The organism is Donghicola mangrovi, assembly GCF_013377535.1.
Classification (GTDB): domain Bacteria; phylum Pseudomonadota; class Alphaproteobacteria; order Rhodobacterales; family Rhodobacteraceae; genus Donghicola; species Donghicola mangrovi.
In genome coordinates this window covers 104,687-126,603 of record NZ_JABCJE010000010.1, presented here as the reverse complement: position 1 = coordinate 126,603, position 21,917 = coordinate 104,687, and the positions used below count along the sequence as shown (strand labels likewise).

The following is a 21,917-nucleotide window of genomic DNA, read 5'->3' as shown; positions in this document are numbered from 1 at the left end:
TTGAAAATCCCAGCGAATTTCCCGACGGAATTTTAAGCCCCTCACGTTTAAGCAGGGTAATCGGCGCAGATCGATTACACGCGACATCCCAGACTGCACGAGGATTTTTAAGATGAAGTCTGCCTTACTCCGTTACGCCACCCCATTTATTACGGGGCTTTTCCTTGTTTCGCTCGTCTCGGGTGTCGCGCTTTTCTTCCACGTGGGGCCTGCGGGCTTTCACGGGATGCACGAGTGGTTGAGTGTCGTTCTGATTATCCCGTTCCTGCTGCATCTGTGGAAGAACTGGCGCCCGATGACCGCGTATTTCAAGCGGGGCGCTTTTGCGATTGCGATGGTTGTGTCTGTGGGGGCTGCCGCCGTGTTTCTGATGCCGACCCAAGGCGAAACCGGCGGTGGCCGCCCTGCCGCCTTTGCCCTGAGCACCATGATCATGAAGGGCTCTGTGGCCGAGGTTGCCGCGATCCTCGACACCTCGCCCGAGGGTATGACCGATGCGCTGACCAATGCGGGCTATACCGTCAGCTCCGCCGACCAGTCGCTGACCGATGTGGCCGCGGCTTCGGGGAAAACCGAGATGGATATCGCCGGAACGCTGGTGAGCTTGGGTCAATAATCCCGACAGCCGACAGCTTTGCCCCCGCCACTGGCGGGGGTTTTCATGTCAGGCCTTGGGCGCTGCGGTGGAATGGCGGGTCATCAGGCTGACCGGCAGAGTGCACACGCAGGCCTCGGGCGCTTTGCCCACGCCGATCCGTTTGAGCATCACCTGCGCAGCCGCGCGCCCCAACCCGATGCGATCCTGCCGGATCGTGGTTAAGGACGGCGTTACATAGGCCGCACTGGCAATATCGTCGAAACCCACCACTGACACGTCATCGGGCACCGACAGCCCCCGTTCCCGCAGCCCCGACATCAGACCAATCGCGATCTGGTCCGAGGTGCAAATCACCGCCGTCGGACGCGGAGACAGGCCCGCGATCCATTCCGCTGCCTCGAAACCGGCCTCGAGCGTGAAATCATTCCCGCCAACCCGCGTGTCGGACAGACCAAGGCCGTGCTTTGCCAAAGCCTCGCGCACGCCGGCCTCGCGTTCTTCGGTCAGGATGTTGTCCACGGGGCCGCGCAGGAACGCGATGTCCCGATGCCCCAGCCCGACCAGATGATCCACGGCCAAGGCCCCGCCGCCACGGTTATCGCTGCGCACATAGGGGAAATCCCCCTCCGCCATCCATTCACAGGCAAAGACCACACGCTCGGCCACGTCGGGTTCTGCCAGTTCGGCCCGCGCCGCATCGGTGGGCGTGCCGTCCAGACAGATCACCCCATCCACGCGCGACGCATGAAGGTGGTTAAACACGCTGCGGCCCGTCCGCTCGGTCGCGCGGCTGTCGGCGACCAGCAGGTCCATACCGTGATCCTGCAACTCCAGCTCGATCCCCGACAGGATGACCGAGAAAAACGGGTTCCCCAGATCGGGAAGCAGCGCCAGAATCGCATCGGCCCGCTGGCGGCGCAGGGACCGGGCATGGCTATTCACGCGGTAACCGTGCTTTTCCACGACCTCCATTATCGCCTGCCGTGTTTTCTCGCTGACGCGGGTCGGGTCCGACAAAGCACGGCTGACCGTGGCCGTCGAAACGCCTGAAATCTTTGCGATATCCTTGATGCTCACAGACATGCGATCTCTCCCCTTTTGCAAGATTGCCCCGTGAAAGAAGGAATGTAAAGGATTACATTTTTTATTTGACGGAACGGAATCTTCGTGGCACCGTGGCAAATGTAAACGTTTACCACTCGTTGGAGGAGGCAGGTAAGCGGGTGCAACAACCATATTGGCGCGACCGGGCGCCTCGGGTTTCTGGGAGGAAAACACGAATGAAAACGTCGATCATGCGCGGCCTGCTGGCTGGCGTAGCCACCTTTGTCATGCCTTTTGCAGCGGGCGCGACCGATCTGGAAGTCACCCACTGGTGGACCTCGGGCGGCGAGGCGAACGCGGTTCAGGAACTGGCCAAAGCGTTCGAAAGCACCACCGGCCACCACTGGGTGGACGGCGCGATCGCAGGCTCGGGCAACACCGCGCGCCCCGTTATCATCAGCCGCATTATCGGCGGTGACCCGATGGCAGCCACCCAGCTGAACCACGGCAAGCAGGCCCAAGAGCTGATCGAAGCGGGCCTGATGCTGGACCTGACCGACATCGCCGAAGAGGGCAAATGGGCCGAAATCGTCCAGCCCAAGTCCCTGCTGGACGCCTGCACCGTTGATGGCAAAGTCTACTGCGTGCCGCTGAACATCCACTCTATCCAGTGGATGTGGACCTCGAACGCCGCGTTCGAGAAGGCTGGCATCGACCCCGTCAACAACTGGGAAGAACTGAAAGCCGCCGCCCCCAAGCTGCGCGAAGCGGGAATTCTGCCGCTAGCGATGGGTGAACAGGGCTGGCAAGAGGCCTATCTGGTGCACAACCTGCTGTCCGGCACCAGCGAGGACCTGTACTATGCCGTTTACCGTGACAAAGACGAAGACGCCCTGAACAGCGACGGCGTAAAAGCTGTGTTCAACGAACTGGCCGCCGCGCGCGAGATGTCCGCAGGCGGCAACGTGCAGGACTGGAACCTTGCCACGGCCAAAGTGATCAACGGCGAAGCCGCCGCGCAGGTCATGGGCGACTGGGCTCAGGGCGAATTCGCGCTGGCAGGCAAGAAGGCTGGTCAGGACTATAACTGTCTGATCGCAATGGGCGGAGAGCCCAGCATCGCGACTGGCGGCGACGCCTTCTACTTCCCGCTGAACAAAGACCCCGAAATCACCGCAGCCCAGAAAGATCTGGCCAAGGTGCTGATCAGCCCCGAGAGCCAGGTGGCCTTCAACCTGAAAAAGGGCTCGCTGCCTGTGCGCGGTGACGTCGATCTGGCCGCCGCTGGCCCCTGCATGCAGAAGGGTCTGGAAACCTTGGCTGCGGGCAAGGTCATCACCGGCACCGACCAGCTGATCACCCCCGATGCCGTTGGCCAGATCCAGGATCTGATGGCCGAGTTCTTTGGCAGCGACATGACCCCCGAGGACGCGCACGCAGCCTTTGTCGAGATTATTCTGAACGACGAGTAATCCTCCCAAGCCCGCTGCCATTCCCTTGTGGTGGCGGGCGCCTAAACGGCTGATATCCGGAGAAAATCCATGTCTGTCATCGATCCGGTCGCCCCCCGCGCTGCGGGACGACCCAAGAAGCTAATTGCCAACCCGATGGCCAAGATCGCGGCCCTGCCGATGATCATGACCGCGCTGGTGATCTTTATCGGGTGCTCTGTCTGGACCGTGGTCCACAGCTTTACCAAGTCCAAGCTCCTACCCTCGAGCCAGTTTGTCGGGTTTGACCAGTACGAACGGCTGTGGAGCACGCGGCGCTGGCTGGCATCCGTTGAAAACATTGCGATTTACGGCCTTGTTGCGCTAGTCTTCTCGCTTGTGGTGGGGTTCGTGATCGCCGTCCTCTTGGACCAGAAAGTCCGTGCCGAGGGCGCATTCCGCACCATTATCCTGTTCCCATATTCGCTGTCCTTTATTGTGACCGGTCTGGTCTGGCAGTGGATTTTGAACCCCGATTTCGGCATCCAGTACATCGTGCGTGGCTGGGGTTTCGAAAACTTCACCTTTGACCCCTTGCACAACCCCGACACGGTTCTGGCCGCCCTCCTGATGGCGGGCCTGTGGCAAGGCACCGGTCTGGTCGCCGTGATCCTGCTGGCTGCCCTGCGCGGTGTCGATGAAGACATCTGGAAGGCATCTCGCGTGGACGGTGTCCCTGCGTGGAAGACCTATATCTGGGTGGTTATCCCGATCCTGCGCCCTGCTTTCGTGACCGCGACCGTGCTGATCGCGACCGGCATTGTGAAGCTGTACGACTTGGTCGTCGCGCTGACCAACGGCGGCCCCGGTATCGCGTCCGAAATGCCCGCGAAATACGTCTATGACGCCATGTTCGGTAAACAGAACCTTGGTCAGGGCTTTGCGGCCTCCACCATGATGCTGCTGTCAGTCCTGCTGATCCTGATCCCTTGGGCCATTTTCGAATTCAGAGGTAAGAAGCGTGGTTGATATTTCCCAAACCTACTCCGCCTCGCGTCGCCTTGATGGCGCAGCAGGCGCCCGCCCCAAGCGCCGCATTTCCGCCAGCCGGATCATGACCTACGGCATCCTGTGCGTGATCTGCTTTTACTACATCCTGCCCCTGTGGGTGATGATGATGACGTCACTCAAGGGCATGCCCGAGGTCCGCATGGGCAACATCTTTGCCCCGCCGGTTGAGATCACCTTTGAACCGTGGGTCAAAGCATGGTCCCAAGCCTGCACCGGCCTGAACTGTGACGGCCTCAGCCGCGGGTTCTGGAACTCGGTCAAGATCACCATCCCGTCGGTCCTGATTTCGATCGTCGTCGCGTCGGTGAATGGCTACGCGCTGGTGAACTGGAAGTTCAAAGGCTCGGAAATCTTCTTTGGCATCCTGCTGTTCGGGGCGTTCATTCCCTATCAGGTGATGATCTATCCCATCGTGATTATCCTGCGTGAAATCGGTCTGATGGGCGATGTGTGGGGTCTGGTGCTGGTGCACACGATTTTCGGGATGCCGATCCTGACCCTGCTGTTCCGCAACTACTTTGCGTCCCTGCCCGAAGAGTTGTTCAAGGCCGCCCGCGTCGATGGGGCCGGGTTCTGGGGCATCTTCTTTCAGGTGCTGGTGCCCATGTCGCTGCCGATCTTTACAGTGGCGATGATCCTGCAAGTCACCGGTATCTGGAACGATTTCCTGTTCGGCGTGATCTACACCAAGCCCGAAGCATACCCGATGACCGTGCAGCTGAACAACATCGTCAACTCGGTGCAGGGCGTCAAAGAATACAACGTCAACATGGCCGCCACCCTGATCACCGGCCTTGTTCCCCTGACCATTTACCTACTGTCTGGCAAGCTCTTTGTGCGCGGCATCGCCGCTGGCGCAGTCAAAGGCTGAGGAAAGGAATTCCTATGCTTGATCAAACACATACAGCGCTTGACGGGATCTCTGTTTCGATCCGCGACCTCGAGCTTAGCTTTGGCGCCGTGAAGGTGCTGCAGGACCTGAACCTCGATATCGCCAAGGGGGAGTTTCTGGTCCTCCTGGGGGCCTCGGGCTGCGGCAAGTCCACCCTGCTGAACTGCATCGCAGGCCTTCTGGAGCCCACAGGCGGGCAGATCTTTATCGAAGGCAAGAACGTCACCTGGGCCGAACCGTCCGAGCGCGGCATCGGGATGGTGTTCCAGTCCTATGCCCTTTATCCGCAGATGTCGGTCAAGGGGAACCTGTCCTTTGGCCTGAAGAACGCCCGCGTCCCCAAGGCCGAGATCGAGCGCCGCGTCGCCCGCGCCGCCGAGCTGTTGCACCTGCAACCCCTGCTGGATCGCAAGCCCGCCGCCCTGTCCGGCGGTCAGCGCCAGCGGGTCGCCATCGGCCGCGCCTTGGTTCGCGATGTGGACGTGTTCCTGTTCGACGAACCCCTGTCGAACCTTGATGCCAAGCTGCGCGCCGAGCTGCGGATCGAACTCAAGCGCCTGCACCAGAGCCTTGATAACACCATGATCTACGTGACCCACGATCAGGTCGAGGCGATGACCCTAGCCGACCGGATCGCGATCATGCGCGGCGGGGTGATCCAGCAACTGGCGCAACCGTTGGAAATCTATAACCGTCCCGCGAACCTCTATGTGGCGGGGTTCATCGGCTCGCCGCCCATGAACTTTATCCCCGGCACCATCGCGGGGTCCGAGTTCGTTGGCGCCGTGCGGATGCCCCTGTCCGGCTATGACTGGGAACGCGGGCCGCACACCTCGGGGAATGTCGTGTTCGGCATCCGCCCCGAGCATGTGAAAATCGGCGACGCCGCGCGCCACTGTGCCTGCCAGACCACCGTCACCATCGAAGTGGTCGAGCCTATGGGCGCGGACACCCTGCTGTGGACCCGCGTCGGAGACGACGAATTCCGCATCCGTCTGGACGGCCAAACCACCATTCACGAAGGGCAAACCCTGCCCATCGGCTTCGACATTGATTGCGCGTCCCTGTTCGACGCCCAAACCGAAAATCGCATCTAAGGACACCACAAGATGAAACTGTCTTTGCAACTCTTCTCGGCCCGCAATTTCACCCCCTATACCGACGTGATCGCACGTCTGGGGGACTACGGCTTTGACTGCGCCGAGGGCTTCTTTGGCAACTTTGCCGAAGCAGACGCCACCCGCGCCGCGCTGGACGCTGCTGGCCTGACTATGCCCACCCTGCACGTTCCCCTGCAAATGCTGGAAGAGGACCCCGCTGGCGTGGCTGCCCTGTGCAAAACCCTTGGCACCCAAGCGGTGTACGCGCCGTGGATCGCCCCCGAAATGCGCGGCAGCACCAGCGCCGAGTGGGAGGCCCTGGCCGACCGTCTGGCCGCTTGCCACGCCGCAATGGCCGAGCACGGCATCCCCTTGGGCTGGCACAACCACGACTTCGAAATGGTCACGCTGGCCGATGGCGGGGTGCCCATGGACATCCTGCTGACCCGCGCGCCCATGATCGACTGGGAGATGGACGTGGCTTGGGTCGTTCGCGGCGGCGCGGACCCCATCGAGTGGATCACCAAATACGGTGACCGCATCACCGCCGCCCACTTCAAGGACATCGCCCCCAAAGGCGAAAAGACCGACGAGGATGGCTGGGCCGATCCGGGCACCGGCGTGGTAGACTGGCCCGCAATCCTGACCGCCCTGCGCGACAAGACCCGCTGCGCTGTGCTGGTCGCCGAACATGACAACCCCAACGACTTCGACCGCTTTGCCAAGCAGGCGATCGCCCACTACCGGAGCCTCTGAGCCATGACCAAACCCTTGAACATCGGCGTCATCGGCGCTGGCAACATCAGCGGCTCCTACCTGTCGCGCGAGGCTGCCTTTCGCGGGCTGAAATACGTGGCCGTTGCGGACCTGAATCTGGACGCGGCCAAGGCCCGCGCCGACGAATTCGGCATCCGCGCTCTGTCGGTGGACGATCTGCTGGCCGACCCAGAGGTAGATCTGGTCCTGAACCTGACCATTCCCGCCGCCCACTTTGGCGTCACCAAAGCCGCCCTAGAGGCTGGCAAGCACGTCTATTCGGAAAAGCCCTACGTCCTGTCGCTGGAAGAGGGCCGCGAACTGGCAGCCTTGGCCGCGGACAAGGGGCTGCGTCTGGGCTCTGCCCCCGACACGATCCTTGGCACCTCGCACCAGCTGGCGCGTCACATCATCGACAGCGGTATGGTTGGGCGCATCACCTCTGGCACGTGCGCGGTCATGTCCCACGGGATGGAAGACTGGCACCCGAACCCCGATTTCTTTTTCCTCAAGGGGGGCGGACCCGTTCTGGATCTGGGGCCCTACTACATCGCGAACCTCGTGCAGCTCTTGGGTCCAGTGGCCCGCGTCGGCGCACTGTCGTCGATCCCCTCGCCCACCCGCACCATCGGCTCCGAACCCCGCCGGGGCGAGGAAATCCCCGTGGAAACCCCGACCACCATTCACGCCCTGCTGGAGTTCGCAAATGGCGCGGTGATCACCTTTGTTTCCAGCTGGGATGTGTGGCAGCACGACCTGAAGCCGATGGCGCTCTATGGCACCGAAGGCACCATCCACGTGCCCGATCCGAACTTCTTTGACGGCGAGGTCCGCGTGACCAACCGCAAAGAGCCCGCCGATCTGCCCGCGTGGGATCACCCAATGGGCCCTGCCAACCGCGAGGTTCCGTGGGGCAAGGTTGCCGACTATCGCACCGCCGGTCTGGCCGATATGGCGCTGGCGATTGCCGAAAACCGCCCCCATCGCTGCAACGACGCCTTCGCCCTTCATGTGGTCGAGGTCATGACAGGCATCCTGACCTCCGGCGAAACCGGCGCATTCGTCCCCATGACCACCACCTGCGACCGCCCCGAGGCCCTGACCCCCGAGGCCGCCAGTGCCCTGATGAAACAAGAGGAAACCGTCTGATGCCAATGATCAAAGGACCGGCGATTTTTCTGGCGCAGTTCGCGGGCACCGACGCGCCCTTCGACACGCTGGAAAACATCGCCGGATGGGCGGCAGGTCTGGGGTATAAGGGCATTCAGGTGCCCTGCGATCCCCGCTTTATCGACCTCGACCGCGCAGCGGACAGCAAGGACTACTGCGACGAGCTGAAGGGCATCTGTGCCGACAAGGGCGTCGAAATCACCGAGCTGTCCACCCACATTCAGGGCCAGCTGGTCGCGGTTCACCCCGCCTTTGCCCCCCAGTTCGACGGGTTCGCCCCCGAAGCGCTGCGCGGCAAACCGCAGGAACAGGCTGCTTGGGCCGCAGGCGAGTGCATCAAGGCCGCCAAAGCATCCCGCAACATGGGGCTGGACGTGCAGGTCGGGTTCTCGGGCGCTCTGGCGTGGCCTTACCTCTACCCGTGGCCCCAGCGCCCCGCCGGTCTGGTCGAAGAGGCGTTCGCCGAAATCGCCCGCCGCTGGAAGCCCATTCTGGACGCGCACGAGGATCAGGGCGTCGATTACGCCTACGAAATCCATCCGGGCGAGGACTTGATGGACGGGGCCAGCTTTGAGCGGTTCGTCGATGCGGTGGACGGCCACGCGCGGGCCTGCATCAACTACGACCCCTCGCATTTTGTCCTGCAACAGCTGGATTATCTGGGGTTCATCGACCTCTATCACGAGCGCATCAAAGCCTTCCACGTCAAGGACGCCGAGTTCAACCCGACCGCCCGCCAAGGGGTCTATTCGGGCTTTGAAACTTGGGCGAACCGAGCGGGCCGTTTCCGCAGCCTTGGGGACGGACAGGTCGATTTCGCAGGCATTTTCAGCAAGCTGACCCAGTACGGCTATGACGGTTGGGCGGTGCTGGAGTGGGAATGCGCGATCAAATCCCCCGCCCAAGGCGCGGCCGAAGGCGCCCCGTTTATCGCGGGGCATATCATCGAACCGACCCCCCATGCGTTTGACGATTTCGCAGGCGCGGGCACGGATCGGGACGCGGTGCGCCGGATGCTGGGGATTTGCGCATGACCCGCATCAGATTGGGCATGGTCGGCGGCGGTCAGGGGGCCTTTATCGGCGCCGTGCACCGCATCGCCGCGCGGCTCGACAACCGGTTCGAGCTGGTGGCGGGGGCTCTGTCCTCGGACCCCGAACGGGCGCAGACGTCGGCGGATGAACTGGGGCTGGCCCGCAGCTATGCCGACTACCGCGTGATGGCGGTGGCCGAAGCAGAGCGGGATGACGGCATTCAGGCGGTGTCCATCGTGACCCCGAACAACATGCACCTGCCTATGGCCAAGGCCTTTTTGCAGGCGGGCATCCACGTCATCTGCGACAAGCCGATGACCGCCACCTTGGCCGAGGCGCGGGAACTGGCCGAAATCGCCGCGCAGTCGAACGCGCTGTTCGTGCTGACCCACACCTATGCGGGCTACCCCATGGTCCGAGAGGCCCGCAGGCTGGTGGCCTCGGGGGCGTTGGGGGACATCCGCATGGTGCATGTGGAGTATGTTCAGGACTGGCTCGCCCGTCCCGTCACGGGCAAACAGGCCGACTGGCGCGTTGATCCCGCGCAATCGGGCGGCGGTGCCATCGGGGATATCGGCAGCCACGCGGGCCATCTGGCGCGCTATGTCTCGGGGCTGGAAATCGGCTCGGTCGCGGCACAGCTGTCCACGTTTGTGGAAGGGCGCCAAGTGGATGACGACGCGCAGATGATGCTGCGGTTTGTCGGTGGGGCGCGAGGGATGCTCTGGGCCAGCCAGGTCGCTCCGGGCAACGAGAATGAAATCCGCATCCGCGTGATCGGGTCCGAGGCCAGCCTCGACTGGTGCCAGACCCGCTGTAACGAGTTACTTTTTGCCCGACTGGATGAACCGCCCCAAACCCTGACCCGTGGCGGCCCCGGCTTTGGCGGCGTCGCCCGCGTGCCATCGGGCCACCCCGAAGGGTATCTTGAGGCGTTCGGCCAGCTTTACGCGGACGCGGCGGATGCCATTCAGGCGGGTAGCATGCCCGACGGTCTGCCCGGCATCGAAGACGGGCTCAAGGGGATGCGGTTTATTGCGGCAACCATCGAGTCCAGCAAAAACGGATCTGTCTGGACCCCTGTTTAAGGGCCACATGACCCCAAAAAAAGCCCAGAAAACCCTTGCCACAAGGGTTTTCCCGTTTAAGCTGAGTTCAGATTTTCAGAACACTTTTTCAGCTTATGACCTGCATTTTGCGGAACGGGACGCGGCTACTGGCTGCGCTTGGGATTATGGGATTTTTGATCGGTTGCTCGGATCCGACGGACAAACACGTCCCCGCGTCCGAGGAAAAGGCCCTGCACACCAGCGGGGTGATTTCCCGCTACCACGCGCTGCTGAACGAGCCGCATTCGATGCCCCTTGCCCATCGGGGCTTTATCGTCGGGATCGAAAAGGCCCCACGTGCACTGATCGGCTATGCCAGCAACACCCCCGACAACTCGCGCCTGAACGCCCCCGACCGTATGCCGCCCGAGGCAGGCCCGAAGGATCTGGAAAACCAAGTCTGGACCTATAACCGCGCCTTCACCGAGCCCAAGCTGATGTTCGTCTCGCACATCCTGCAATATGGCCCCGAGGCGCGGGGCAACGGGATGGAGGTGCGGCAGCTGCACAGCACCTATTCCGGCAGTGCGCTGCATCCGGTGACGAACCCGCTAGAGGCTGAACCGAACCTGCCCGCCAACGTCTATGAGCACAGTTGGGCCGCGATGGAACAGCTGGAACAGGCCATCGACCAAGAGGTCGCGCAGGCCAAGGCCGAAGGGCACCCCTTTACCCACATCCTGTTCCTGTCGATGGGCTGGAACAACGACCAGATAGAGGCACTGGAGCGATATAACTCGATCGTCCAGACCACCCGCAACGCCGCTGGCGGCAGCGAGAAGTTCGACCCTTTGGTGATCGGGATCACTTGGCCTTCGGTCTGGGGCGGGACTTCGGTTCTGGATATCGCTAACCGCGCGCTGCACATCGGCAGCTATGGGGTCAAATCCGTGGATGCGGATGAAATCGGCTATTCCTACGCCAATTACATCATGAACAGCATCCTGCCGCGGATCGAGAACAAGCACCATATCGGAACCGTCGCCATCGGTCATTCCATGGGCGCACGGATCATGACGCGGGCGTATTATTCCGGCGAATTGCTCAAGAACGCGCCCCAGCGGATGGAAAAGGGGCCCTTGGTGATCGGCCTCCAAGGGGCCTTTAGCGCGAACCGCTTCCGGCCGGGCTATGAGTTGGTGCCCGTGGTCCGCTGGCTGTTCCACGGAGAAGGCGCGCCCTATCAGGATCACACCTACCCCAACGGCGATCTGGTCCTGACTTGGTCCGAGAAAGACCGCGCCAACCCTGTCGCCCGCTTTGCGACTGGCGCGCGGCATGTGGGCGGCAAGACCGGCGAGACCACAATCAAGTCGACCCCCGCCCTGTCAGAGAAATTCGTGTTCTTTGATTGGCCCAAGGGCGGACTAACCGCCGATTACTGCCCCAAAGACCAACAGGGCAGCAAAGTCGCCTATATCAACGCGACCCAGATCATCCAGTCCCATGGCGACATCCGCAACCCCGACGTGGGTGACCTGATCTGGAAGACGATTGCCTGTTATCGCGGCCACTGACCGCTTGCGCGAATTGTGATCAGGTGACGCAACCTTGATGGATTGCGCTGCCAATCCTTCTGCCACATTCTGTTCAAACAGGCTAACATCCCACCTGATTTTAGGCTAGGACGCCCCCAAACACGCAGTACCAGAGGCCCCGATGTCCGTTTCCATGCTCTCGACCTTTGTCAAACCGATGCACCCCGAGGGGCGCAAGTTCGTGGCGATTGCCGCCGCGATCACTGTCGGTTTCTTTCTGATTTGCGAACCCTTGGGTTGGATCGGGGTCGGCCTGACAATCTGGGTCTACTACTTCTTCCGCGATCCGGTCCGTGTGACCCCGACGCGCCCCGGCCTGATGATTTCGCCCGCCGATGGCATCATTTCGCTGCTGGAACCGGCCGTTCCCCCTGCGGAACTGGGCCTTGGGGATCAGCCGATGACCCGTATCTCGGTGTTCATGTCGGTCTTTAACTGCCACGTGAACCGTCTGCCCGCCGCTGGCACGCTGGAAAAGGTCGCCTATCGTCCGGGCAAGTTCCTGAACGCCTCGCTCGACAAAGCGTCCGAGGATAACGAGCGCAACGGCCTGACCGTTGCCCTGCCCGATGGCCGCCGCTATGGCGTTGTCCAGATCGCAGGTCTGGTGGCCCGCCGCATCCTGTGCTGGTCCAAAGAAGGCCAGACCCTGGCCACGGGCGAACGTTTCGGCCTGATCCGCTTTGGCTCGCGCCTTGATATCTACCTGCCCGAAGGCGTTGAACCGCTGGTGTCGATCGGGCAGACCATGATCGCCGGTGAAACCGTTTTGGCTGATCTGAACGCAAACACCGAGGCTGCATGACCACGCCCCCCCGCCGTCCCATCCACTCTGAAAAAGTTCCGTTCCTGCTGCTCGTCCCCAATATGGTGACGCTGGCGGGGATGTGTCTGGGTCTGACCTCGATCCGGTTTTCGATGGATCACCACTATGCAGGGGCGGTGACGCTGATCCTGCTGGCGTCGGTGATGGACGGGCTGGACGGCTTGCTGGCGCGTCGTTTGAACGCGACCAGCAAGATGGGCTCCGAGTTGGACTCCCTGTCGGATTTCCTGTGCTTTGGCGTTGCGCCGGGCGTGCTGCTCTACAAGTCCATTCTGGACCAGCTGGGGACCTTTGGCTGGGTGTTCGTGCTGATCTTTGCCGCCGCGACCTGCCTGCGACTGGCCCGCTTCAACGTGATGAAGGGTCAGGCCGACGAGGACGAGAAATCCCACAACTATTTCGTCGGCGTGCCCGCCCCCGGTGGTGCCTATCTGGCAATGTTGCCGCTGTTCCTGTGGCTCGGGGATGTGGTGGACACCCATTCGGTGCCGACGCTGGTCGCCTTGTGGATGGCGTTCACCGCGCTTCTGATGATCTCGACCCTGAAAACCCTGTCGCCCAAGGCGCTGCGGGTGCCGCGCCCCCTGATCGTGCTGTTCATGTTCGCGGTTGTGGTCGGGATCGGCGTGATCTTTACCCGCCCGTTCATGCTGCTGGTGGCGGTGGACTCGATCTACGTGGTGCTGCTGGCAAAATGCGTGTGGGACGCGCGGGGCCGGTTCTTTAGCTAACAACAGGGGGCGTTTAGCGCCCCCTTAGTATAGCACGAACTTACGACTGTTGCGGCAGTCGGCAATCAGAACCATCTTCTGATGCACCGGCATTTCGGTGCCAAAGAACTCCACATCCTTGTATTTTGGGTTGAACTCCAGCCGCACGCGGTTCCGTTCGACCGTCTGCAAAACGGCGTTCCCCCCGTAAAAGGGCGCGAATTTGTCGGTCTTCATATCGCGCACCACAAAGACCGAGTCATTGTATTCGCAGCGGTTATCCAGCTGGATCTCGGCCACAATCGGCAAAGGCTCCAGCGTCAGCAGATCGCCGATCTCGTAGCGGAAATTATAGGCCATCAGGCCCGAAAACACTGTACCAAGCACCCCAACCACAACTTTGGCAGCGTCCATAGCCCGATCCATTGTGATGAGTGGACCCGCCCGCAATGGGGCGGCCCCGATGGCTTTACCTTCGGCACTCTGGGGGCAAAGGTCAATCGGGGGCGCTGTCGCACGCTCCCACAGGCATCATGCAGACCGCTGCAGAATTTCCAGATAATCGCGCTGGGTGGCGTTGCGCGGGTTGGTGGCGTGGCAATGATCCTTGAGCGCCTCGTGCGAGATTCGCTCCATCATGGCGGGGGTCACGCCCATCGCGGACAGCCCCGAGGGCATCCCAAGGCGGCGGTTCAGTGCCGCGCATTGCTCAGCAGGATCGCCGCCCATGCGCTGGGTCAGAACCTCCCATTTCGCGCCGATGGCGGGACGGTTAAAGCGCAGAACCTCGGGCATCAGGACCGCATTCAGGGTGCCGTGGTGCAGGTTCAATTCGCGGATCGCACCCAAGGGGTGGGTCAGCGCGTGCACCGCCCCAAGGCCCTTTTGGAACGCCATCGCACCTTCCAAAGCGCACACCATCATGTCACGGCGCGCAGCGCGGTCCATGCCGTTGGTGGTCGCTGCCTCGATAGCGCGCAGGCCGCAGTCCAGACCGTGCAGGGCAATCGCCTCGGCCGGCGGGTTGAACGCGGGCGCCATGTAGGTTTCCAGACAGTGCGAGATCGCGTCCATCCCCGTAGCGGCCGTCAGCATCGGCGGCAGGCCATAGGTCAGCTCGGGATCGCACAGGGCAATCGAGGGCAGGTTATAGGGCGACAAAATCCCCAGCTTGCGGCCATCGGCGGTGATGATCACCGCGCCGCGCCCCACTTCGGAGCCCGTCCCCGCCGTGGTCGGAACCGCGATCAGCGGGCGAATTTTGCCGTGAATGCGGGTCACGCCGCCGTTCACCGCCGCGTATTGCCCCAAAGGCGCGGGATGGCCGGTCAGGATGCGCACGCCCTTGGCCAAGTCCAAAGACGATCCGCCCCCGATCCCGACAATGCCGTCACACCCCTGATCCTTGTAGACCTGATAGGCGTCCAGAACGGCCTCTTCGGTGGGGTTGGCGGGGGTGCCATCATAGACGGCGAATTCTTTGATTTCAGTGGTGGCGCGGCTGATGACACCGGCAGCGACCAGACCGCGATCGGTGCAGATCAAGGGCCGCGTGATCCCCAGTTCGTTCAGCAGCGATGGCAGCTTGGCAATCGCGCCCTCTCCGAACTCGATGCGGGTCAAATACGAAATGACGCCCGCGACAGAGTCCTGCTCTGCCCCAAGCGTTGCGCGGATATTCATGGATTTCCTCCGGTCCCGATTTGTCGGCGGGGGCCACGCTCCTCTTCGTGATTGCCCCAGCGGTTTGCGTCCGAGAGTGAGGGCTGCCAGCCCTTGCGTCAACGATAGATAAAGGAAAATCCGGTCAATTCCCGCCATGCACGACTGCATTTCGCGCAAAAAAGCCAGCATGCGTAATGCTGGCTTTCGTGTTGTAAAAATCCGCCCGATCAGAAGGTTTTGGTCAGGGTCAGCTTCAGGTTCCGGCCGGGGGCAGAGCGGGTCGCCAGATAGGGTGTGTAGTCCAGATCCCCCGCATTCTCGAGGCCGAGGCGCACCTCGAATCCGTCCAGAACACCGGCCTGCGGACGGTAGGTGGCGCGCAGGTTGTGGACGACGCTGGCCTCGGTGATGGTGTCGGCATACTCGCGCTCGGCATTCGCGACGACTTCCCAGCTGAGGTCCAGTTCCTCGTTCCAGCGTTTGCCAAGGGTGACGCTCAGCTGGTTGGCGGGGGTGTACTGCCAGTCGTTGTCCGCCCCGTTGGTGGTGTCGCGGCCAAAGCTCCAAGTGCTGTTCACGTCCGTATAGAACCCGGTTTCGGTGCTGTAGGACCCTTCCAACTCATAGCCCTGAAGCGCGATGTTGGTGACGCCGGAATAGCTGGTCACATCCCACAGCTCGGTGCGGTAATGGGTCAGCTTCACCGCCGCACTGTCGCCCGCCGCAAACAGACCCGTCCTGTCATAGGCCGCCCCCAATTCAAAGGTGTGCGCCTTCTCGCTGCGCTCCATGTAATCGGCGTTGGTCAGGTCATCGAGGATCGGCAGGTTCTCGGAATAGGCGGCGCTGCCGAACACCGACATGCCGTTCTGGAACGCATAGCGCGCGGACAGCCCGCCCATCAGCGCCTCGTTTGCGTAGTCGCCATAATCGCTGCGGATCGCCTGCTTTTCATAGCGGATCGCGGGGGTCAGGGTCAGGCCGCCCCACTGGATGTCATCCACCACAAAGACCGCATCGCGCAGGTCCTTGCCCCCGGGGGCAGAGGACGCATCCAGACGGTCCTTCTGGTTATGCTCGTAGCCAAAGCGCAGATCGTGGCGCAGTGCGCCGGTGCTGAACAGCGACTGGTTCTTTACCGTCGTTTTCGCGGTCACATAGTGTTGGTCCGCATTCACCAAGGGCTGCAGCGACGGCCAGATAAACGGGCTGGCCTCATAAACGGAACTACCGGAGACATAGCTGGAGTCGATCTGCTGCTCGGCCCGCGAATGTTCGACCGACACATGGATCAGGTCATTGCCGGGCGCGTCATAAGTATAGCGCAGGGTCCGCGTTTCCGAGAACACACTGCGATCCACATTGCCGAAGCTGTCCGTGGACGCGGCGAAGCTGTTATAGGGCACGTCCTTTTCTTCGGAGGTGGTTTCCGCCATCGACAGGGTCAGCGCATGGGCCCGGTCCTGCCCGAAGCGGTAGCGCGCCTTGACCGCCCAAGAGGGCAGCTCATAGCCGTCATCGCTGACGTTGTCGCCATTGCCGTCCTTCTGCGCCTCTTGGCTGCGGTAGGTGTAGTTCCCGAGCAGCTCCAGATCCTCGGTCGGCTGCCACGCCAGAATGCTGGAGCTGGAAAACTGCCCACCGTTCGAGCCGAATTGCAGGGTCTGGCGCAGTTTGAAGCCGGTTTCGCCACCGGTGAAATCGGACGCATCCTTGGTTTCCAGTTGCACCATGCCACCGATCGCCCCGGAGCCGTATGCAAAGGTCCCCGCCATCCCGCGGATCACCTTCACCTCTTTGTACAGCGCCGGATCGGTATAGAGCTGCGTGCCGATACGATAGAGTTCCTCGGAACCCACATTGGCGCCGTCCACTTGGATCAGCACCTTCTGGTCATTGCCATAGGTGCCGTTCGCCCCGAACCCGCGAATGTTGATCCCAGACCCTTGGGGGCTGGAGCCGTTCACCAGCGTCACACCGGGAACCGAGTCCACCAGTTCCGCGATGGTGCCCGCCTGACGATCCTCGACCTCTTCTTCGGTGACGATGGTTTCAGAGGTGGCGGTGTCGGTCTGAACCTCGCGCTTGGATTTCGCCAGCAGAACAGGGTCCAAGGTGATTTCTTGCGCAGTAGCAGCGGTGGCCAGCAGGGTTGCCGCGCTGGCCATCAGGGCCAAACGCAGGGTGAGTGAAGTCCGCATGAAGCAGTCCCCTTTTTCAGGAAGGTTGGAGTGCTGGCGCAGCGGCTGGCATTTGAGGGATTTTGGATTGTGATCGGCCTGTGTGCAGATCGGACTTGCATCGGATAGATTCGTTGACTAATTTTGTCAAGATTACGAAATCACCCCGCAGCGCCGCCGTGTCCCCTCATGCACCGCCGCGTCGCCAGGCACCCCACGCAACCCATCCTGCACGGTGCCCAAATGCCCAAAGACATCCACCTGACCGCCGCCGATATCCGCTCCTTGCGGGCTGAAAACCCCAAGCTGCGCATCCGCGACTTTGCCACCCAGCATGGCCTGTCCGAAGCCGCCGTGCTGGACGCCCATATCGGTCAAGGCGTGACCCCGATCACCGCCGATCTGACCACGGCGCTGGCCCAAGTGCCCCGTTTTGGCAAGGTCATGGCGCTGACCCGCAACGACCACGTGGTCAGCGAAGTGCATGGCGTCTATGGCGAATACCGCGCGGGCGAACGGGCGGGCATGATCCTGAGCCGCCCCATCGACATGCGCTACTTCCCCCGCCATTTCGTACGGGCCTACGCGGTCGAGCGTCACACCGACGAAGGCCCGCGCCATTCCTTGCAGTTCTTTGATCATTCGGGCGATGCGATGCACAAAGTCCACCTGACCGGAGCCTCTGATGCCTCGGTCTGGCAGGACGTGGTGAACACCCTGCGCGTGGACCTCCGCCCCGCCGATTACGAACCCCGCCCCATGCCCGAGGCCCCCAAAGAGAACTACGACAAAGCCGATCGCCTGCGCGAACAGTGGGCCGCGATGACGGATACGCACCAGTTCCTTGGCCTCGTGGACCGTCTGAAAATGAACCGTCTGGGGGCTTACCGCGTGGCCGGTGCGCCCTATGTCCGGCAACTGGACACCGGCGCGGTGATGGAAGCGTTAGAGCAGGCCGCCCTGCGCGAAGTGCCGGTGATGACCTTTGTCGGCAATCAGGGCTGCATCCAGATCCATTCCGGTGCGCCCCAGAACATCAAGGTCATGGGCCCGTGGTTCAACATTCTGGACAACGGTTTCAACCTGCACCTGCGCACCGACCCCATCGCCGAGGTCTATGCCGTTGAAAAGCCCACCCGCCGCGGAATGGCCGTCTCGGTCGAGGCGTTCGACGCGATGGGCGGTTTGATCCTGCAAATCTTTGGCGTCCGCACCCGCGAAGAGGATCACTATGCCGGTTGGAACGACATCGTCCGGGCTCTGCCCAACGCGGCGGTGGCAGTCTGATGCGCTGGCTGGCCCTGATCGCCCTGCTGCCGACCGGAGTGGCGGCACAGGAAACGCCCCGTGTGCTGTCCCTTGGCGGGGCGGTCACGGAAATCGTCTATGCTCTCGGCGCAGGCGAGGCTCTGGTCGGGCGCGACCAGACCTCGACCTATCCGGCACAGGCGGAGGCACTGCTCGATGTGGGCTATGTGCGCCGCCTGTCGCCCGAGGGCATCCTGTCTGTCGATCCGACCCTCATTCTGGCCGAGGCTGGCGCGGGCCCCGCTGAAACTGTCACCTTGATGGAGGGCGCGGGCGTGCCCTGGATCACCATCCCTGGCGGCTATGACGCCGATACCGTGCCCGCCAAAGTCCACGCCGTTGCCGACGCCTTGGGGCTGCAGGAACAAGGCGATGCATTGGCCGCAGAGCTAACCCAGCAACTGGCCGATGCGCAGGCCGCCGCCCCCGATCAGCCGCTCAAGGTGATGTTCGTGATGTCCCTTCAGGCGGGCCGAGTTATGGCCGCCGGACAGGACACCGCCGCGAACGGGATGATCACTCTAGCAGGTGCGCAGAACGCCATCACCAGCTTTGACGGTTACAAACAGCTGACGGACGAGGCGATCCTGACCGCCGCCCCCGATGTGATCTTGATGATGGCGCAGGCAGGTGACCACGCCGTTACCAATGCCGACCTACAAGCCCATCCCGCCTTGGGCGCGACCCCCGCCGCGCAGAACGAGGCTGTGATCCGCATGGACGGCATGTACCTCTTGGGGTTCGGGCCGCGCACCCCCGCGGCAATACGCGACCTGTCCGCCCGACTGTCCGCCCTGCAACCGGAGGCAGGCTGATGGTGGCCTACGCCGACAGCATAGCCCCCCGCCGCGCCATCGCCCTGCGCGTTCGCGGCTGGCTGTGGGTGGCGCTAATAGCCTCTTGCATCCTGAGCCTGACCACTGGCGCCACCGGCGTGACCCTGTGGGACGCCTTGGTCGCCCTGTTAACCCCCGCAGAGCTGCCCCTGTCGTCCAAGGTCGTCCTGTGGGACATCCGCCTGCCCCGCATGTTGATGGCGATGGTGGTGGGGGCGTCCTTGGCCGTGTCGGGAGCGGTGATGCAGGGGCTTTTCCGCAACCCCTTGGCCGATCCGGGCATTGTCGGGGTCAGCGCGGGCGCCGGAACGGGCGCGGTGGTGGCAATTGTGCTGGGGGGCGCGATGCCCTTCGCCGCCTTGGGCCCTTGGCTGGTGCCTGTGGCGGCGGCGGCGGGCGCGTGGGCCACGATCATGGTGCTGTACCTGATCGCCACACGGCGCGGCGTGACTGCCATCGCGACCCTATTGCTGGCGGGCATTGCCATTGCCGCGCTGGCAGGGGCGCTGTCGGGCGTGCTGATCTATGCCGCCGATGACACCCAGTTGCGCGATCTGACCTTCTGGGGGCTGGGGTCCTTGGCCGGAGCCACATGGACCAAACTGCTGGCCGCGGGGCCGCTCATGCTGGCGGGTTTGGCCTGCGCCCGCCCCTTGGCGCGCGGATTGAACGGGCTGGCGCTGGGAGAGGCCGCCGCCCACCACATCGGCCTGCCCGTCCAGCGGCTCAAACGTCTGGCAATCCTGTCCACCGCCGCCGCAACGGGGGCCGCCGTGGCCGTCAGTGGCGGGATCGGTTTTGTCGGGATCGTGGTGCCGCACCTCTTGCGCCTGATCTCTGGCCCCGACCACGAGGAACTCCTGCCCAACGCCGCCCTCATGGGGGCCAGCCTGCTGCTACTGGCGGACCTGATCAGCCGCGTCATCGTGGCCCCTGCCGAGCTGCCCATCGGGATCGTGACGGCCACCCTTGGCGGGCCGTTTTTCCTGTGGCTCTTGCTGCGTGGCCGCACCTTCGGAGGGCTGTAATATGTTGATCGCAAATGACATCCACGTGCGACTGGGGCACAAAGAGATCCTGCGCGGCGTCACCACCAGCTTTGCTCCCGCCCAAGTTTCGGTGATCGTCGGGCCGAACGGGTCGGGCAAAACCACCCTCTTGCGCGCCCTGACCGCCGAATTGCCCTGTGCGGGCCAGATCACCTTGAACGGTCATGACATCCGCGCCACGCCCGCGTGGAAGCTGGCGGCAATCCGCGCCGTTCTGCCCCAAAGCACCGTGCTGACCTTCCCCTTTACCGTGGCCGAGGTGGTGCGGCTGGGGCAGATGGGCGGCATCGGCGCGGGTGGGCCTGACCGGACGGTCGAGGCTCTGAACCGCGTCGGGCTGCAAAGCTATGGCGAGCGGTTCTACAGCGATCTGTCGGGGGGCGAGCAACAGCGCGTCCAGCTGGCGCGGGTGCTGCTTCAGGTCTGGCGGCCCGTGGGGCCGGACGGCTCCCCCCGCTGGCTGATCCTCGATGAACCTGTCAGCAGTCTGGACATCGGCCACCAGCTCATGGTCATGCAGATCGCGCGGGATTTCGCGGACCAAGGGGGCGGGGTCGTCGCCGTAATGCATGATCTGAACCTGTCGGCGATGTTCGCGGATCATATGGTTCTGATGCGGAATGGCCGGATCGCGGTCCAAGGCCTCGTGCGCGAGGTGCTGGTAGATCACCATCTGAGCGCCGCCTACGGCTGTGGTCTGCGGGTTGGGGTGACCCCGCCTGAACAGCCCTTGTTCGTGCTGCCCCAAGCCGCCCTGACCGAGGACTAACCCATGCGCAGCGCGATCGAATTCGGTGGATTTCTGATGCTGGCCACGGTCCTGCACGGAGGCGTTGCGCTGATCGGCGCGCCGGAGGGGGGCGTACAATCTGCGGGGGCTGGCGGGGCGGACCTGATGTCCCTGACCGCCAGTTCAGAGTCTGTGGCTGCAATGGTCGCCGCGTGGGATGCTCCTCCGCCCGCGCCAGCCGCTCCGCCCGTGATGCAGGCGCCGACGCCTGTGATGACCGCGCCCGAAATGCCGATCCCGAGTGTGCCAGACATGCCCGTGATCGGCTTGGCCCTACCCCAAGCAGAGGTCCCCCCGACTGCCCCCGAATTGCCAACGGTTGACCACAGCACTCCGGACCCAGCGCCGAAAATGACCTCACTCAGCCCCCCCGTGCGCCCCACTCCGCCGGTCCGCACAAAACCCGCGAAGGTCGCGCCAAAGGCCAGCGCTGCATCCTCCGCATCGAACGGGGCCAAAGCTTCGGGTGCGGGCGACGGGACGGCAGCAGGCACGCAAGGGTCGGCGCAGGTTGCCACCTTGTCCCCTGCCCGCGAACGCAGCCTGATTGCCGAATGGGGGGCGTCAATCCGCGCGCGGATCGCCCGCAATGTTCCGCGCGGCGCGGGCAAAGGGACGGCGACGCTGCGGGTCGTGGTCGGCTCTGACGGGGCGCTACACGGGGTGACTTTGGCGCAGTCCTCGGGGGATGCGCAGATCGACCGGCTGGCCCTGCTGGCGGTAGAGCGCGCGGGCCCCTTCCCCGCCGCACCAAAGGGGCTGAAGGCGCACGCGCAATCCTTCAAACTGCCGATCCAGTCACGATAAAGGG

At 63.0% G+C, this 21,917-nt stretch carries 21 protein-coding genes; 17 read left to right on the top strand and 4 right to left on the bottom strand.

The annotated features are described in order from the left end of the window. Positions 1 to 112 precede the first annotated feature (112 nt). Entirely contained in the window at positions 113 to 616 is a 504-nt protein-coding gene (locus HJ536_RS16835) for a DUF4405 domain-containing protein (RefSeq protein WP_177158614.1), read from the top strand. 48 nt (positions 617 to 664) lie between these two features. Here the strand turns inward: HJ536_RS16835 and HJ536_RS16830 are convergent, their stop codons facing one another. Next, on the bottom strand, positions 665 to 1,681 hold the full coding sequence (locus HJ536_RS16830) for a LacI family DNA-binding transcriptional regulator (protein ID WP_177158613.1): 1,017 nt from the start codon (positions 1,679 to 1,681) through the stop codon (positions 665 to 667). A gap of 197 nt (positions 1,682 to 1,878) precedes the next feature. Between HJ536_RS16830 and HJ536_RS16825 the strand changes: the two genes are divergently transcribed. The 11 genes from HJ536_RS16825 (at position 1,879) to pssA (ending at position 13,299) form a co-directional block, all read left to right on the top strand. Continuing rightward, the gene (locus HJ536_RS16825; RefSeq protein WP_177158612.1) at positions 1,879 to 3,114 is read left to right on the top strand and encodes an ABC transporter substrate-binding protein; all 1,236 of its coding nucleotides are present in this window, start codon (positions 1,879 to 1,881) and stop codon (positions 3,112 to 3,114) included. Positions 3,115 to 3,183: 69 nt separating this feature from the next. Further along, complete coding sequence (locus tag HJ536_RS16820) at positions 3,184 to 4,101, top strand: carbohydrate ABC transporter permease (RefSeq protein WP_177158611.1); 918 nt, start codon at positions 3,184 to 3,186, stop codon at positions 4,099 to 4,101. Further along, entirely contained in the window at positions 4,094 to 5,014 is a 921-nt protein-coding gene (locus HJ536_RS16815) for a carbohydrate ABC transporter permease (RefSeq protein ID WP_338082453.1), read from the top strand. Before HJ536_RS16820 ends, HJ536_RS16815 begins: the two co-directional genes overlap by 8 nt. Positions 5,015 to 5,028: 14 nt before the next feature. Then, positions 5,029 to 6,132 (top strand): ABC transporter ATP-binding protein, encoded by a 1,104-nt coding sequence (locus HJ536_RS16810; RefSeq protein ID WP_177158610.1) that lies wholly within the window; start codon positions 5,029 to 5,031, stop codon positions 6,130 to 6,132. Positions 6,133 to 6,144: 12 nt separating this feature from the next. Continuing rightward, a complete protein-coding gene (locus HJ536_RS16805; protein ID WP_177158609.1) occupies positions 6,145 to 6,891 on the top strand; it encodes a sugar phosphate isomerase/epimerase family protein in 747 nt (248 codons plus the stop codon). A 3-nt stretch (positions 6,892 to 6,894) separates the two neighbouring features. Beyond that, positions 6,895 to 8,040 carry a Gfo/Idh/MocA family protein gene (locus HJ536_RS16800; RefSeq protein ID WP_177158608.1) on the top strand — a complete coding sequence of 382 codons (1,146 nt, stop codon included), beginning with the start codon at positions 6,895 to 6,897 and terminating at the stop codon, positions 8,038 to 8,040. Next, positions 8,040 to 9,095, top strand: a complete 1,056-nt coding sequence (locus HJ536_RS16795) for a sugar phosphate isomerase/epimerase family protein (protein ID WP_177158607.1) — start codon at positions 8,040 to 8,042, stop codon at positions 9,093 to 9,095. Before HJ536_RS16800 ends, HJ536_RS16795 begins: the two co-directional genes overlap by 1 nt. Beyond that, complete coding sequence (locus tag HJ536_RS16790; protein ID WP_228028770.1) at positions 9,092 to 10,183, top strand: Gfo/Idh/MocA family protein; 1,092 nt, start codon at positions 9,092 to 9,094, stop codon at positions 10,181 to 10,183. Before HJ536_RS16795 ends, HJ536_RS16790 begins: the two co-directional genes overlap by 4 nt. A 146-nt stretch (positions 10,184 to 10,329) precedes the next feature. Continuing rightward, positions 10,330 to 11,721 (top strand): alpha/beta hydrolase, encoded by a 1,392-nt coding sequence (locus tag HJ536_RS16785; protein WP_177158606.1) that lies wholly within the window; start codon positions 10,330 to 10,332, stop codon positions 11,719 to 11,721. Positions 11,722 to 11,863: 142 nt separating this feature from the next. Further along, positions 11,864 to 12,547 (top strand): phosphatidylserine decarboxylase, encoded by a 684-nt coding sequence (locus HJ536_RS16780; protein WP_176854554.1) that lies wholly within the window; start codon positions 11,864 to 11,866, stop codon positions 12,545 to 12,547. Then, complete coding sequence (pssA, locus tag HJ536_RS16775) at positions 12,544 to 13,299, top strand: CDP-diacylglycerol--serine O-phosphatidyltransferase (RefSeq protein ID WP_176854556.1); 756 nt, start codon at positions 12,544 to 12,546, stop codon at positions 13,297 to 13,299. Before HJ536_RS16780 ends, pssA begins: the two co-directional genes overlap by 4 nt. Before the next feature lie 24 nt (positions 13,300 to 13,323). Here the strand turns inward: pssA and HJ536_RS16770 are convergent, their stop codons facing one another. The 3 genes from HJ536_RS16770 to HJ536_RS16760 all read right to left on the bottom strand — a co-directional run bounded on the left by HJ536_RS16770 (position 13,324) and on the right by HJ536_RS16760 (position 17,144). Next, positions 13,324 to 13,692: a hypothetical protein gene (locus HJ536_RS16770; protein ID WP_176854558.1), complete on the bottom strand. Its 369-nt coding sequence runs from the start codon at positions 13,690 to 13,692 to the stop codon at positions 13,324 to 13,326. Between the two features lie 117 nt (positions 13,693 to 13,809). Then, positions 13,810 to 14,961 (bottom strand): iron-containing alcohol dehydrogenase, encoded by a 1,152-nt coding sequence (locus tag HJ536_RS16765; RefSeq protein WP_177158605.1) that lies wholly within the window; start codon positions 14,959 to 14,961, stop codon positions 13,810 to 13,812. A 209-nt stretch (positions 14,962 to 15,170) separates the two neighbouring features. Further along, complete coding sequence (locus HJ536_RS16760) at positions 15,171 to 17,144, bottom strand: TonB-dependent receptor plug domain-containing protein (protein WP_177158604.1); 1,974 nt, start codon at positions 17,142 to 17,144, stop codon at positions 15,171 to 15,173. 222 nt (positions 17,145 to 17,366) lie between these two features. Between HJ536_RS16760 and HJ536_RS16755 the strand changes: the two genes are divergently transcribed. From HJ536_RS16755 to HJ536_RS16735, 5 genes are read left to right on the top strand one after another with little or no spacing between them, the layout of a single operon-like run. Continuing rightward, positions 17,367 to 18,410, top strand: coding sequence for a hemin-degrading factor (locus tag HJ536_RS16755; protein ID WP_177158603.1), 1,044 nt, complete (start codon positions 17,367 to 17,369; stop codon positions 18,408 to 18,410). Continuing rightward, a complete protein-coding gene (locus HJ536_RS16750; protein WP_177158602.1) occupies positions 18,410 to 19,246 on the top strand; it encodes a heme/hemin ABC transporter substrate-binding protein in 837 nt (278 codons plus the stop codon). Before HJ536_RS16755 ends, HJ536_RS16750 begins: the two co-directional genes overlap by 1 nt. Then, entirely contained in the window at positions 19,246 to 20,295 is a 1,050-nt protein-coding gene (locus tag HJ536_RS16745) for a FecCD family ABC transporter permease (RefSeq protein WP_177158601.1), read from the top strand. The genes HJ536_RS16750 and HJ536_RS16745 overlap by 1 nt, the downstream gene beginning before the upstream one ends. Before the next feature lies 1 nt (position 20,296). Continuing rightward, on the top strand, positions 20,297 to 21,085 hold the full coding sequence (locus HJ536_RS16740; protein WP_177158600.1) for a heme ABC transporter ATP-binding protein: 789 nt from the start codon (positions 20,297 to 20,299) through the stop codon (positions 21,083 to 21,085). 3 nt (positions 21,086 to 21,088) lie between these two features. Next, the gene (locus tag HJ536_RS16735) at positions 21,089 to 21,913 is read left to right on the top strand and encodes an energy transducer TonB family protein (RefSeq protein WP_177158599.1); all 825 of its coding nucleotides are present in this window, start codon (positions 21,089 to 21,091) and stop codon (positions 21,911 to 21,913) included. The last annotated feature ends 4 nt before the right edge of the window (positions 21,914 to 21,917 follow it).

Bases quoted from the DNA above. Each gene is read 5' to 3' on its own strand.
- HJ536_RS16750 (WP_177158602.1), top strand. From the start codon at position 18,410: ATGCGCTGGCTGGCCCTGATCGCCCTGCTGCCGACCGGAGTGGCGGCA.
- HJ536_RS16780 (WP_176854554.1), top strand. From the start codon at position 11,864: ATGTCCGTTTCCATGCTCTCGACCTTTGTCAAACCGATGCACCCCGAG.
- HJ536_RS16795 (WP_177158607.1), top strand. From the start codon at position 8,040: ATGCCAATGATCAAAGGACCGGCGATTTTTCTGGCGCAGTTCGCGGGC.
- HJ536_RS16735 (WP_177158599.1), top strand. From the start codon at position 21,089: ATGCGCAGCGCGATCGAATTCGGTGGATTTCTGATGCTGGCCACGGTC.
- HJ536_RS16745 (WP_177158601.1), top strand. From the start codon at position 19,246: ATGGTGGCCTACGCCGACAGCATAGCCCCCCGCCGCGCCATCGCCCTG.
- HJ536_RS16770 (WP_176854558.1), bottom strand. From the start codon at position 13,692: ATGGACGCTGCCAAAGTTGTGGTTGGGGTGCTTGGTACAGTGTTTTCG.
- HJ536_RS16805 (WP_177158609.1), top strand. From the start codon at position 6,145: ATGAAACTGTCTTTGCAACTCTTCTCGGCCCGCAATTTCACCCCCTAT.
- HJ536_RS16785 (WP_177158606.1), top strand. From the start codon at position 10,330: ATGGGATTTTTGATCGGTTGCTCGGATCCGACGGACAAACACGTCCCC.
- HJ536_RS16830 (WP_177158613.1), bottom strand. From the start codon at position 1,681: ATGTCTGTGAGCATCAAGGATATCGCAAAGATTTCAGGCGTTTCGACG.
- HJ536_RS16810 (WP_177158610.1), top strand. From the start codon at position 5,029: ATGCTTGATCAAACACATACAGCGCTTGACGGGATCTCTGTTTCGATC.
- HJ536_RS16825 (WP_177158612.1), top strand. From the start codon at position 1,879: ATGAAAACGTCGATCATGCGCGGCCTGCTGGCTGGCGTAGCCACCTTT.
- HJ536_RS16740 (WP_177158600.1), top strand. From the start codon at position 20,297: ATGTTGATCGCAAATGACATCCACGTGCGACTGGGGCACAAAGAGATC.
- HJ536_RS16760 (WP_177158604.1), bottom strand. From the start codon at position 17,144: ATGCGGACTTCACTCACCCTGCGTTTGGCCCTGATGGCCAGCGCGGCA.
- pssA (WP_176854556.1), top strand. From the start codon at position 12,544: ATGACCACGCCCCCCCGCCGTCCCATCCACTCTGAAAAAGTTCCGTTC.
- HJ536_RS16755 (WP_177158603.1), top strand. From the start codon at position 17,367: ATGCCCAAAGACATCCACCTGACCGCCGCCGATATCCGCTCCTTGCGG.
- HJ536_RS16765 (WP_177158605.1), bottom strand. From the start codon at position 14,961: ATGAATATCCGCGCAACGCTTGGGGCAGAGCAGGACTCTGTCGCGGGC.
- HJ536_RS16790 (WP_228028770.1), top strand. From the start codon at position 9,092: ATGACCCGCATCAGATTGGGCATGGTCGGCGGCGGTCAGGGGGCCTTT.
- HJ536_RS16835 (WP_177158614.1), top strand. From the start codon at position 113: ATGAAGTCTGCCTTACTCCGTTACGCCACCCCATTTATTACGGGGCTT.
- HJ536_RS16820 (WP_177158611.1), top strand. From the start codon at position 3,184: ATGTCTGTCATCGATCCGGTCGCCCCCCGCGCTGCGGGACGACCCAAG.
- HJ536_RS16800 (WP_177158608.1), top strand. From the start codon at position 6,895: ATGACCAAACCCTTGAACATCGGCGTCATCGGCGCTGGCAACATCAGC.